General features: G+C 51.4%; 16 protein-coding genes and 1 tRNA gene. 9 read left to right on the forward strand and 8 right to left on the reverse strand.

Translation table 11 applies throughout. From position 1 onward, the window contains the following. From VLG36_04725 to VLG36_04735, 3 genes are all read left to right on the forward strand, one after another. Positions 1-483: hypothetical protein (locus VLG36_04725; protein ID HSW78077.1), on the forward strand; the 483-nt coding region annotated here is incomplete at its 5' end. A gap of 45 nt (positions 484-528) precedes the next feature. Further along, the gene (locus VLG36_04730; protein ID HSW78078.1) at positions 529-891 is read left to right on the forward strand and encodes a hypothetical protein; all 363 of its coding nucleotides are present in this window, start codon (positions 529-531) and stop codon (positions 889-891) included. A gap of 9 nt (positions 892-900) precedes the next feature. Continuing rightward, complete coding sequence (locus tag VLG36_04735; GenBank protein ID HSW78079.1) at positions 901-2,724, forward strand: C39 family peptidase; 1,824 nt, start codon at positions 901-903, stop codon at positions 2,722-2,724. On the opposite strand, the gene VLG36_04740 is transcribed toward VLG36_04735, so the two are convergent. Both VLG36_04740 and VLG36_04745 read right to left on the reverse strand, forming a co-directional pair. Then, positions 2,721-3,833 carry an acyltransferase gene (locus VLG36_04740; GenBank protein HSW78080.1) on the reverse strand — a complete coding sequence of 371 codons (1,113 nt, stop codon included), beginning with the start codon at positions 3,831-3,833 and terminating at the stop codon, positions 2,721-2,723. The genes VLG36_04735 and VLG36_04740 overlap by 4 nt on opposite strands. A 31-nt stretch (positions 3,834-3,864) precedes the next feature. After that, entirely contained in the window at positions 3,865-4,170 is a 306-nt protein-coding gene (locus VLG36_04745) for a YdeI/OmpD-associated family protein (GenBank protein ID HSW78081.1), read from the reverse strand. Between the two features lie 13 nt (positions 4,171-4,183). On the opposite strand from VLG36_04745, the gene VLG36_04750 reads away from it, so the two are divergent. Together VLG36_04750 and VLG36_04755 are read left to right on the forward strand one after the other, a co-directional pair. Continuing rightward, positions 4,184-4,534 carry a DUF2200 domain-containing protein gene (locus tag VLG36_04750; GenBank protein ID HSW78082.1) on the forward strand — a complete coding sequence of 117 codons (351 nt, stop codon included), beginning with the start codon at positions 4,184-4,186 and terminating at the stop codon, positions 4,532-4,534. A gap of 52 nt (positions 4,535-4,586) precedes the next feature. Next, positions 4,587-4,922, forward strand: a complete 336-nt coding sequence (locus VLG36_04755; GenBank protein ID HSW78083.1) for a hypothetical protein — start codon at positions 4,587-4,589, stop codon at positions 4,920-4,922. Between the two features lie 72 nt (positions 4,923-4,994). Here the strand turns inward: VLG36_04755 and VLG36_04760 are convergent. From VLG36_04760 to VLG36_04785, 6 genes are all read right to left on the reverse strand, one after another. Continuing rightward, a tRNA-Gln gene (locus tag VLG36_04760) sits at positions 4,995-5,069 on the reverse strand. Between the two features lie 79 nt (positions 5,070-5,148). Continuing rightward, entirely contained in the window at positions 5,149-5,451 is a 303-nt protein-coding gene (locus tag VLG36_04765; protein HSW78084.1) for a hypothetical protein, read from the reverse strand. Between the two features lie 197 nt (positions 5,452-5,648). Then, positions 5,649-6,242 carry a hypothetical protein gene (locus VLG36_04770; protein ID HSW78085.1) on the reverse strand — a complete coding sequence of 198 codons (594 nt, stop codon included), beginning with the start codon at positions 6,240-6,242 and terminating at the stop codon, positions 5,649-5,651. A 78-nt stretch (positions 6,243-6,320) separates the two neighbouring features. Further along, positions 6,321-7,136 (reverse strand): NUDIX domain-containing protein, encoded by an 816-nt coding sequence (locus VLG36_04775; GenBank protein ID HSW78086.1) that lies wholly within the window; start codon positions 7,134-7,136, stop codon positions 6,321-6,323. Positions 7,137-7,226: 90 nt separating this feature from the next. Continuing rightward, a complete protein-coding gene (locus tag VLG36_04780) occupies positions 7,227-7,826 on the reverse strand; it encodes an HDIG domain-containing protein (protein HSW78087.1) in 600 nt (199 codons plus the stop codon). A 163-nt stretch (positions 7,827-7,989) separates the two neighbouring features. After that, positions 7,990-8,637 carry a lysophospholipid acyltransferase family protein gene (locus VLG36_04785; protein ID HSW78088.1) on the reverse strand — a complete coding sequence of 216 codons (648 nt, stop codon included), beginning with the start codon at positions 8,635-8,637 and terminating at the stop codon, positions 7,990-7,992. A 154-nt stretch (positions 8,638-8,791) separates the two neighbouring features. On the opposite strand from VLG36_04785, the gene VLG36_04790 reads away from it, so the two are divergent. The 4 genes from VLG36_04790 (at position 8,792) to VLG36_04805 (ending at position 12,253) form a co-directional block, all read left to right on the forward strand. Further along, the gene (locus tag VLG36_04790; protein HSW78089.1) at positions 8,792-9,781 is read left to right on the forward strand and encodes a hypothetical protein; all 990 of its coding nucleotides are present in this window, start codon (positions 8,792-8,794) and stop codon (positions 9,779-9,781) included. Between the two features lie 728 nt (positions 9,782-10,509). Further along, positions 10,510-10,965 (forward strand): hypothetical protein, encoded by a 456-nt coding sequence (locus tag VLG36_04795; protein HSW78090.1) that lies wholly within the window; start codon positions 10,510-10,512, stop codon positions 10,963-10,965. Between the two features lie 132 nt (positions 10,966-11,097). Further along, positions 11,098-11,649 carry a DUF1697 domain-containing protein gene (locus VLG36_04800; GenBank protein ID HSW78091.1) on the forward strand — a complete coding sequence of 184 codons (552 nt, stop codon included), beginning with the start codon at positions 11,098-11,100 and terminating at the stop codon, positions 11,647-11,649. A 25-nt stretch (positions 11,650-11,674) separates the two neighbouring features. Then, entirely contained in the window at positions 11,675-12,253 is a 579-nt protein-coding gene (locus VLG36_04805; GenBank protein HSW78092.1) for a YdeI/OmpD-associated family protein, read from the forward strand. Position 12,254 lies beyond the last annotated feature (1 nt).

Below are 12,254 nucleotides of genomic sequence, written 5' to 3' on the forward strand. Positions count from 1 at the left end.
CCCGCCTCGGAGATCTTTACCCCCAAATATGCACCTACCATTGAGGCCGATGCCAGAAAGTACTGCATCAACAACGTCGAGCCATTCGCTAGCAGCGGAATCATGTACTTTGGCACCACTGGCTCCTTGAATGCGCTGTACCAACCGGCTTTTTTGGCTGCGATGCGCGCCAACAACATTTACGGGGTAGCGCCGGAATTTAGCCGCTTGCTCGACCAGAATTTAGCCGGTGAAGCGCTAAATACACCGGTTCTACTGGTTTCCGGGAAGAACGATCAGGTAATTCTAGTCGGGGCCCAGGAAGAATTGGCTAAACGTATCTGTGCAGATGGTTCCAGCAATTTACGCTGGGAGCTATCTGGCGCAACCCACTATGCCCCGATGTTTAACGCTGGCAGGGCTGCAGTAATGGACTGGATGGCGACCATCATTAATGGTGGCCAACCACAGTCGCAGTGTGACCATTACGCGGTTGGAATATAAGCATTAGCAATTTGAGCAGAATATACTAAAATTGGAGGCAGCAGTATGAAGAAAAAATCGACGGCCAGACGTGCAAATAACAAACTAGCAGAGGAACGTAAACACTTTTTTGAGGCTTATCATTTGGTGTATTACGGGCTAGGAGCCATCGAGAGCCTGCTGGGTTTCCGATTGGTATTTAAGTTGTTGGGCGCGAACCCAACCAGTGCTTTTGTGTCGATGGTTTACTCACTGGGTGGTATTTTAATCTCACCTTTCCGGTCGATTTTCCATCCAGCGGTAACCTCGGGGGTAGAAACCGTCTCGGTGTTTGAGCCGGCTACCCTAATTGCCATGGTTGTATTCGCTTTGATCGGCTGGGGTTTGGCTAAATTGATAGCGATCTGGGTAGCCGACGAGCTATCTTAAGGGGGGAGTTTGCTTCGCAAACAAATTTTAGGTCACCTCAAACCAGCGCTCAAACCTAGCCCAGCTCCGATAATTGCTGGGATAGTGCTGCTTAGCGTCGGTCTTGGAGTAGTCCGCACCCAAATGCCCTTAGCGGCCAGGGTCGTCGGCCGAGATTCGGTCCCGGTAGAAGGTCCTTTAAGAGTTAAATTTGGCCAGGATGTTGCGCCAACGTATGTAGCCAGCATTAGCCCAGATGCACCGGGCGCATGGGAGCAAAAGCGCACCCCGCTCGGAGTCTCGGAGGCAGATTTTATCCCCAACGGCAATCTTCAGATCTCGCACACCTACAAGGTTCGGATTACCGGATTAAAACGCGCAATTACAAATGCCCCTCTGCCGGATATCGAGCAGGCCTTTACTACCGAGGTCGCGGCCGGAATTAAAAGCATCAGCCCAAAGTCTAATTCCAAAAACGTTTCAATCAAGCCACGATTTATAGTCGTCCAATCCGACGCCAGCGAGTATCCTCGAAAGTTAAGTGCGAGCCTCAACCCAAAGGTGAAGTTAAACCAAATATCCGATGGGCAGGTGATGGCCTGGGAGCCCAGTAGTCCTTTGAAACAAGGCACCAGCTATACTTTTTCGGTTCAAGACCCTGCCTTGCCAGACAAAAACAAAGCTGTAGTCAGTTCGACCTTTACGACCGTTACCCAACCCGCGATCGTCTCCGCCCGGGAAGGGGACCACTTCAATAAGGATCAAACCGTCGACATTGGCTTTGACCAGCCGATGGACACCACTCAAACAGCCTTTAAATTCGATTTCGCGGGGAAGGGTAGCTGGGTTGATGCTAAAACCTACCGATATGTTCCGGAGGGAATTTCTCCTGGCAAAACCTATAAGTACACCGTCAAAGCTGGGTTGAGATCAAAAGTCGGTGGTGTGCTAGAAAAAGACCGTCCCTTCGCCTTTGCGACCAACGGAGCAGTCACAGCCAGCTTCAGCCCTGGAGGTGGCGTCGCCCCGAATTCGCCAATGCACATTACCTTCGACCAGGCAGTAGATCATGCCTCGGCCGAAAAACGCTTTAGTGTCGGCCCAAACGTACCCGGCAAACTGTCCTGGTCCGGCAATACCATGACCTACTCACCTTCGGGGGAGGCTTACCAAACTGGCTACACCTTCAGCGTCGGTGCGGGAGTAGTCCCGACCTGGGGTCTACCTAGCGCAGGCGTTTTGAGTGGGTCCTACACTACCGTAGCGCAGGTCGTTAAACTAAATGTGCCGCTTTACACCCAGCCTTATGGCCGTAGCTGCGAGCTGACATCGCTTCGGATGCTACTGGCCTACCGTGGTATCCAAACCTCGGAGAACGCGATCGTTAATATCATTGGCTACAACCCAAGGGCCCGGAACGGTGATGACTGGGACAACCCAAACGAAATGTTCGTTGGTTTCCTCTCGACCTTTAGCTGGACGCAAGGTTACGGTGTGCACGCTGGACCGGTCGCCAGAGCCGCCCAAAGCTATGGCCGTAGCGCCAGCGCGTACTTCGGCGTTAGTGCTGCATTTATCGCCGGACAAGTCTACGCCGGCAATCCGGTTGAGGTCTGGGGGCACATTGGAGCGGCTTACGCCGACTCTTGGAATACCAGCTCGGGCAGGGTGAACACGACAACCTCAATGCATGCTCGGGTCGTCTATGGTGTGCAGGGTAGCGCCGATAACCCTATCGGGTTCTACGTCAACGACGCCTGGACCGGCAGCGCATCGTACTGGTCGGCCGGATCTCTACTTGGCAACATGAACGCGGTGCCAGGAGTTAGTAATCAAGCCGTCGTCGTATTCTAATTGATATAACGCTTCCTGAGCTTCAACGGAGGTTTTTCGATTAGGTAGTAAGCTGCCACCGCAAATACGATCGTAACCGGCAGGAAAATTAAAGTCGCCGAGATCAGTCCCGCTGAAACCCGGTGATTATTGATTGTTACCACCCATCCAGCGCGCTGAAGCAGCTTGATGATCGGATACTGCAAAATGTATAAGGAAAAACTTATTACTCCAGCCAGCCTCAATGGTTCAAGCCACCTTGGCTGGTAGATCCGAGCCAACCCTACATAGCAAGCCGCCACGGCCGCCCAGACCAACGGCTCAAGGACCGGCCAAACGACTAGAAAATACGATGGCCCATATTTCCACCCGGTCACGGTATACACCCAAAGCAAGATCACCAGCGCCGTAAAGGACACGATGAGCCCAATAGCCAGCTTTCGGACGGGAAGCATCGGTAGTTTGGTCAGCCAGTCGCCATTGAAACAGTAAAAGGCTGCCAGCATTCCGACCAGGAATTGATCGAGCCGGCCGAGCATGGTCCAGTAAACCAGTTCATGCAAGTACGATCCGTCCAGACGGATAGCCAGCCTCACGACCGACAATGCTGCCAGCAGAATCCAAAGCACTTTTACGCCGTACCGTTTCAGTAGCGCGAGAAGATAGGGCAGCAGAAAATAGAATTGAATCTCAAGCGAAATTACCCACAGAACAATGTCGAAGATGCCATAGCCCAAATGATAATTACCGAAGCCAATCAGGTTTAACATCAGCTGCCTCGACGGCATTTTGCCGACGGAAAACGCCAATAGGTTGACCACTAGATATAAGGGGAAGAGCCGCAAAAAGCGGTTTATGTAGAAGTTTTTCCAGTTCACCTTGTCTGCATTCAAGGCCGCCGAGGTGAGGATAAAACCGCTCAAGGCGAAGAATAGGGCTACCCCGGTAAACCCGTTGACGATCAGAACGTCCAGCGGAGAGCGGACAATCGGGGTCGAGTTGGCACCTACCCCGAAATAGTAGGGCGCTACGGACATGGCGGCTATGGCGTGGAAATAAAAAACCAGCAGCACCGCCAAGCCTCTTAACTGGTCGAGCTCTGGAATGTATTTAATGTTCGAACTACGGATCTAGAGAATCCCCCTGAATTTGGATTTTACACTACTGGCTTTGACGTTCGGCAACGAATTTCTGCGAACGGCTAGCCGACTTATCTGTCCGGTGTAAACAGCCGACCCAACAACAGGGTCGGCGCATACCTTGAACCAATTCCTCGGGTACCCGCCTGACGTGGTCTTTACGGGTTGCTTCTTGCTTCACCGATATTACCCAACAAATCCATTCATTGCGGGCAAGTGGAGTAATATCCTCCCACTGCGCCAAGGCGTCAGGGTCGGCGAGTAGCGCCTTCCGCAAATCGGCAGGCAATTTGTGAACTACTCCTTCAGATATTGTCTTCGTTGGCATACACTCATTTTATATGAAAAAAGAGCGACTCTACGCATTGCCATTTGCCGAGGTCTACCCGCACTACGTGAAGAAAGTGGAGACCAAGGTACGGACCAAGGCCGAGCTCGACGAAATCATCCGTTGGCTGACCGGTTACACTCAGCTCCAGTTGGGGAAGCAGCTCGAGGAAAAGACCAGCTTCGAAGACTTCTACGGGAAATCCCCGAGGATGAATCCGGCGCGAAAGCTAATCACTGGTGTGATCTGCGGCGTTCGAGTCGAGGACATCGAAGATCCACTGATGCAGGAAATCCGCTATCTGGACAAACTAGTCGACGAACTCGCCAAAGGAAAACCGATGGAGAAAATTTTGCGGAAATAGAATCCTTCCTGTACAACGGGGATACGGAACTTGTCATCACGGAGGTGCAGGAGTGATCGATCAACGGACAGTCTACCAGGAGTGCCTCGATTCGGGGTGGGACCCGGCGGACAAGAACAGCTTCGCCGAGGAAGTCGCGCATCTCCACGAGGAGATCTCGGAGGCCTTTCAGGCGTGGCGTTTGTACAAAGACGCCGAGGTTCGGTTCTCGCCCGAAGGCAAACCTCTCGGCGTCCCAGCTGAGTTCGCCGATGTGGTGATCGGGTTGCTCTACAACGCCGAACGGATGGGTTTCGACCTCTGGGAAGCGGTAGAGCAGAAGCTCGCGTACAACCGCACCCGCAATTACACAACCGAAGGCAGGCAGCTTCACGCGAAGGGCGAATAAGTCCTTAAGATCGACAACCCTCTCCGGGTCACCGGGGAGGGTTGGATGTTTTTGGTTCGAAAAATAAATTCTTGGCTGGGGAGGAGGGATTCGAACCCCCGAATGCATGGACCAAAACCATGTGCCTTACCACTTGGCGACACCCCAAAGCTCCACTATTTTACCATATGAAAGGGGTACTTTCTAGCTACATTTATAAAACAGTCATTTATTTAGTGTATTGTGATTAGTTAAGAATGAAGTATAAACCGATTGAGAAAATGGCAATTCCAGCAATCGTTGTAAGATAAACGAGCCGGTCTCCGCGTGTCTTATACGATGAAACGTATTCAGCATCTTTAACTGCTCGCAGTAGATTGGCAGGCGATCCGCTGTAGGTAATATAACGGGTCTCCCAGTTTGGTTTGAACTTGTTCTTAAATTGCTCAACACCTTTGAACGAGTAATAGAACCCGAAACGTCGAAGAAGTCTATGAACTGACGACAGTTCAGCCTTCATGGTTTTAGGGCTATGGAAAAGTATTTTCATAAGCTGATTCACTTCACGATACTAATGAACTATACGCTAAGTCAAGAGCGCGGAGTAAAGAGACTCATAGAAGACATTAAAAGAGATCGACATATAGTCGATCTCTTTTAATTTAAAATGGTGATTATTGCATATAAAATAGTTTGCGCTTTCGTGGCCGAGCGAGACTCTGGGTTTGTCGCCCGGTCTCGCTCGGCCTACAGCTTGTTGACGGTCTGGATGACCATCTTCACTAGGTTGAGGAATGCACCATCCGGCAGGTTTGCCGAGTTGGTGATGTCGAGAACGACTCCTCGCTGCTTCAGGAGTACCTCGTACTCGTTGACCGTCCTGCCCTCGAAGGTGGTTACGCCTCTGATGGCGTCGTCGCCCAGTCCGGCGTACCGGACTGAGGTTGACTTCATGCCCCCCGACTCGGTCGTGCCCAGTGCAGCGATTTGGGTATCCCAGATCGCATCCTTGACCAACATCCAGTGGATCTCGACGTTGTTGACCTCCTGGGTGTCTGTGTAGTAGAAACACACCGTCGGCTGGGCGCCAGCCGAAATGTCGACGTCGTTCACCGAGTAGACCGTCTTGCCGATGATCTGGCTGACGGCATCCTTGGAGAACGCCTCACACACCGGCTTAGCGGGGAGCGAGGTGGACATCACCGGCGGTGCGGCCTGAGCGGCAACGCTAGTGGTCGAGCTGGTTGAACTCGTCTGGCTCTGAGCTCCCCCGCACGCGGCGAGAAGGGCGGTCAGAGTGACAGCGGTGATTACGCCGCTGATCCTTGCGATGGCACGCATGGCGTCCAATCTGCTAGAAGGTGAATCAAGCTGTGACTCGCGTATAATATATACTATTTTATTACTTCATGCAAATACCTAGTGGTGTTTTCGATGTATTTCGTCATACGCCTTTTCGATATATTGTGCATGCGCATCAAACATTTCTAGTGAGTCCATTCCTTCTCTTGTAAACCAGCCTACATCAATCGCGTCGTCCCGTGCAACTGGCTCAGTGTCATATAAGTACTCTTGATTTCCGTGAATTAAGACCACGGTGTTTTCTGTCCAAGCATGGATTGTGTCGCGAAGTCCAACGGATCGCTTATTCAGAATAACCTCGTCAACGCCACCTACCTCAGTGAGTCCGGTCTCTTCGCTGAGCTCTCGACGCGCTGCTTTCTGCGCTGATTTATCCTTGCGGTCTACAAAGCCACCCGGAAGAGCCCATCTTCTGCCCTTCTCTCTTCGGATAAGAAGGAACTCGGGTAATTCACCCCGATAAGTAACGGGGTCGACCGTTTCGTTTGGCCCGTATTTGTAAAAAAATCCTGCGCCAGTTGGAAGGCCAATTCGTGGATCTGCTAGCAACGGTTCGGCATCGGGGTGAATAGGACGTCCGTACTGGTCGATGCTTAAGCCTGCGCTGCGCCAGCGTGCTATAAGTTTGGGATCAACCATAGACATACCAGAATCTGGAACTTCCGGATCCAGACCCTTAGTCTTGCCTTGACGGTTAACATGGTTCGCAACGTGCCAGAGACCATCCGGAATATTGGTACCAACCTTGGCTAGGCGTAATCCGGCCGCTCCTAGAAATAAACGGTTTCTGTGTTCTGGATACCCTTCGTATGGCCCTTGCTTAATAATATCTGCAATAGAATCTAGTTCTTCCCGTGTTATACGTTCGCCCATAAACATAAGCATAACATGCACATATAACTGATTTCTAGGGCTATATGCTCGAGCAAATAGAAGTTTTCGTGATCCTATCCCCCGTATCCACTATATGATTTCGAAGCCATATTTTTTAGCTAATGATCGGAGCTCAGGTGTGCCAAGTTCATTTTGGAATTGTCTGAAACGTGCTACTTTTTCCTCACCAAACTTCTCCAGCTTTTCAGCATAGGTATCCGCCGTCATAAACTTCGGAGGTGTCGTCTTGGTATGAAACTTGTCTGCATACATGGTCAGCCGCTCTTCTGGGGTTTCTGCAAAGTAGTCAGAAGGCGGGATAGGTAACTTGTCTTCCTCGATCTCTTTTTTGGTTAGACCTACACCAGTATGATTCGAAGCAAAGCGGCAAAGTTGTTCATCGAAACCCTCTTCTTTAAGTAACGCAAAGCCTTCGGTTCCATGCTTGATGTAGTTCGCATGATCGATCTCACCGTTCGGCAGGTAGAGGCGGTATACACCGACGTCATGCAACAGACACCCGACTTTTACAAGTTCAGAATTTACCGGGAGGCTCGATTTCTGGATGAGCTGCTCGGCAAGCTCCCAAATTATTTGACAGTGAGTGAAAACCAAATCAAAGGCAGCTTGTGATGGTGCATATTTTCTATGGAGTGCAATGATTTCTTCGTAGGTGGGTAGAGTATTCACTCGGATTATTATATCAGGATATGGGAAGGGTGAAATTGTGTCTCGTAATTTGCAGCCCATCTACTGGAAGCGGCTATTCTCATGAGATCTATTTATGCATTGAAAAGACAGGAGTCCCCGACGCGAAGTCGAAGACTCCTGTCGGGGACGAAATGCAGTACGGTCAGGTTGAAGACGGAGTAGCCATCTCGATCAGGCTACGGATCGCCTCCATCACCTCCTCACTAAACGCGTCACGCTGTTGCTTGGTTGATAGGCACTGCGGGGGCGTCATGGGCTTGCCGATGACGATGGTGTAGCGACGACGCCATCCCCAGTGCCACCATCCGGTACCTGGGCGCTTCACGCGGTTGGTACCGACCATCGCAACCGGAATGACCGGCACACCCGCTTCGGATGCCATGTATGCCACACCGTTCTTCGGGGGCAGCAGCTCGCCTGTGCGTGAGATCTTGCCTTCGATGAAGGCCGCGACCGCACCACCGGCCGTGAGAACCGCAACGCCGACCCTCGATGCCTCAACGGCTGTGTCCGTACCGCGATGAACCGGGATGATACCGAACCACTGCAGTATGCGACCAGCAATCGGGCTTCGGAACAGCTCGGCCATGGCCAGAAATGTTACGTCTGGCCGGAACTTGACGATGGGCGCGAACAGCCCGATGGGATCGAACGTGGACAGGTGGTTCGACGCGATCACCACTCCCCCGGAGGAGGAGAGATTCTCACGACCGATTACTGTTGGTCGGACGAACAGCCGTGTCTTTGCCGCACAGACAAGCAGGAGCCGAATGATCCGATTGGCCCACATCACCCTCCTTCGGAGGGAATTGGGGATCGTCGTAACCTCGGATTGATGTCGCACGGTTGCCTCCAGTGTGTGATTGGATGAGGTACTTGCGCCACTTACAATAACATAATTTCATAGTAATCTCAACTTAAATTATTTACTTTATATAAAAATTATGTTAAAGTATGCAATCGTGACGGCGACCGCCGTCATTTCGTATCCTGAAAGGGTGAGGACGTTGTCCAACATTGTGGATCAGGTGGGCAATTTGCCCCCGGTGCACTGGCTCACGCACCTCGGTGTGTGGCACCACGCCCCGTTCTCCTGGGTGGGCGACCTCTTGGGAACCATCTTCTCGCAGCACCTGCTGCAGTGGAGTGGCAACCGGCTGGGGTGGCTCATCATCACGATCGTCGTCCTGTCCGGGATGACGCTCGAACTGGTGTGGTGGCTGTGGAGCTGGATGCGCGGTCGACAGGTCGGGTACGACAGCCGTAGGGCTGAGTACTGGACCACCGGCCCGCGCGCCGGTCAGCGCAAGTCGAAGCCGATCAACCTCGTGCGTGCACGGGCACGGCGATTCGCCTGGCCGATGCTCGGGCTGCCGCTGTACTTGGTGGCTGTGAGCATGTACTTGTGGTACCTGGTGTGGCCGGGGGACGCGAGTCGTCTCCTGATGGCCATGCTGTGGTTCGTCTTCACGCCGGTGCGTCGTGCGATGTTCATCGCCGTCGCCCGCAAGGCGTACAGGGCAAACCACCCGAACGACCGGCTGGAAACCAGCCTGCTCGAGGACGTCTACAACTACTTCTTCACGGGAGTCGCGAGGCCGGCCAATAAGCAGCGGTACATCGAGCCGCCGTTCGAGAACACGAGCTGGTTCTACCGGTTCCTCAACTGGGGACACGCCTCCTTCAGCAAGTACGGGACGTTCTGGCGTGTGTTCCGCTTCTGGAACTTCCTGCGTTTCTGGGGGCTGCTTGTCCAGTTGTTCGTCGCGTTCTTCTGGCCAATCGCGGCCGTCGCTGCCCCGTTCTTCTACATGAGCAGCGTGGAGGACTACGAGGACTGGATGAACCCCTGGTGGCGCCGGTACCGCAAGAGCGAGTACCACGGCAAGGTCATCAAGGGCACTGTCGTGAACAGGGCTGACAACCCGGCGTAACCAACAACAACCCATTATAAATATTCAGAGATGATGAACATTTTTAAATTCTAGTTGTGTTGCAAGCATACGAAAGGCCGACTAGTGCAAGGAACGTCTAATCTTGAAGATAAGCTAGACCTTGTAAAAATATGAAAAAATCTGATTCCCATTCTAGTGGATATGTAGAATAACTTTTTCTGAGACCAATTGCTGTGTTGGCTATTCTGTGTTTAAATACATGTAAAGTGGTCACCCCTTGCAACCATGCGCTACTCATTCGGCGAACATCATGGACGGAAACCTCGATCACTAAGATGAATGAGTCGGCTTACACCACTCGAGGGATATCGTCGAGCCTTCTAGGGTAGTAGCTCTCATTAACTAATAAAGAGGCACTATGCAACACCAAGACAAAAGCTCTCAAGACGACCCAAAGGGATACGTCTACAGCTACGGGGATAGCCTGAAACACTGGCGCTCGTGGGGTTCCTGGTTCAGCTGGGGTAGCCCGGTTGGCCTGGGTCTGTTCTTTATTTCCATTGCGGCATCGCTGTGGATTTTGAGTCAGGCTTTCGGCTGGAAGTAGATACTTCCGACTGGCAAAATAGCACCGTCATCTGACGGTGCTATTTTTATGGGCTATTTGATGATTTGGTGACGGTTGACACGTCTTTTGATTAATCGAGTATTATGTTATAAATATATAAAGTGTGCAACTCTGCACGCACGAGAGAATCGAGGCTCAAATGGAATCACCGATTCATCCGATGGACCAGGCGCTGAATAGGCGCGGATGGAGACGTGCCCAGTTGGACGACCTGGGCGAGGAGCCGGCCAAGCTGGCTGCACGGATTGTGTGTCGTGCCTACAGCCTCAACCCGGGCACGCGACCGCTCATCGCCGTGATCGACGTTAACCTGTGGCTCCGTGGCAATAAGGTTCGTATGGATCTTGCGACGCCGCAAGTACCTCCATTTCTGGAGGTTCTGGTGGCGCACGGGCTGCTCGGAATAACGCCGCACGGGCTCGGTTTGGTGCCCTGTGACCACGAACCGTGGCATTGGAATCCCTTCTGCTTGCCGCTTGTGTGGCGACAGGAGATGAACTCCATTCCCGTCTTCAACGCGTTCGTACAGGGGTATTCCCGTAGTCTGCAAGATCCCTCGTGGCAATGCCCAGATGCCGCGCGCTTGATGCGGTAGAGCTAGCCCGCTGGGGGCGCGAGAGCACGAATCTCGCGTCCCCGGTACAACCCCCTAGTCTATTCACGATAAGTCGTCCTCGGTCGGACGATTTTTAAATTTTCTGCCCGGAAGGCATATATAATAGGTTTAATGATATATGTAGTACTCCTGCGTGGCATAAATGTCGGCGGTAAGAATAAAATCCCAATGGTAGGTCTAAAACTATTTCTTGAAGAACAGGGTTTTACAAACGTTATAACTTATATTCAGAGTGGTAACGTTATCATGCAGTCAGATCTCGATGCAAAGACTCTCGGTAAAAAAATTGAGGAAAACTTGCCTAAAAGGTTTACGTTGGACAGCTCTATCGTTAAGGTACTTGTACTAACTCGTGATCAACTTCAGGCAGTAATTGACAATAAACCTAAAGGCTTTGGCGAGCAGCCAGAAAAATATTACAGTGATGCGATATTCTTGATGGACATTGCCTTGGCTGACGCTATGTCAGTGTTTAGTCCTAAAGAAGGTATTGACTCAGTGTGGCCTGGCGACGGTGTCATTTATTCACAGAGATTGGGTGTTGTGAGAACTAAAAGCCGCCTCAATAGAATCATTGGAACAGTGCCCTATCAGTCTATGACAATACGTAACTGGGCCACAACGACTAAGCTACTTGATATGGTAAACGCCATAGACGCTTAATAATGTTTTTGAGTCAGGAGATCTTATGACTGAAATGAAAAATGACTTACCTATTAAACTGTTCGCTACTGATACACAGTGGCATGAATGGCTCGATGAAAATCATGCCATAAGTAGCGGTGTATGGTTACGTTTTTATAAGAAAGGTCACGGTGAATCTATAAACCACACCACTGCGCTCGATGAGGCACTTTGCTATGGCTGGATAGATAGCCAGGCCGCATCATATGACGGTGATTCCTATCTGCAGAAATTTACTCCACGTCGTCCCAAGGGTCTATGGTCAAAGCGTAATATTGAACATATCGAACGATTAACACAAGCAGGGCGCATGGCGGCTGCTGGGATTGCCGAGGTTGAGGCGGCAAAGGCTGATGGTCGTTGGCAAAAAGCCTACGATCCTGCCGTGTCGATGGAAATTCCAATGGATTTTCTTACAGAATTGTCTAAACGTCCTGAAGCAAAAGCATTCTTCGATACCCTCAATAAGACCAATTTGTACTCAATTGCCTGGCGTCTGCAAACGGCAAAAACAGATACGACGCGTCAACGACGGATGGACGCAATTTTGGCGATGTTAGATAAACATGAGAAATTTCATTAGG

This window comes from Candidatus Chromulinivoraceae bacterium, assembly GCA_035478595.1.
Classification (GTDB): domain Bacteria; phylum Patescibacteriota; class Saccharimonadia; order Saccharimonadales; family Saccharimonadaceae; genus CAMLKC01.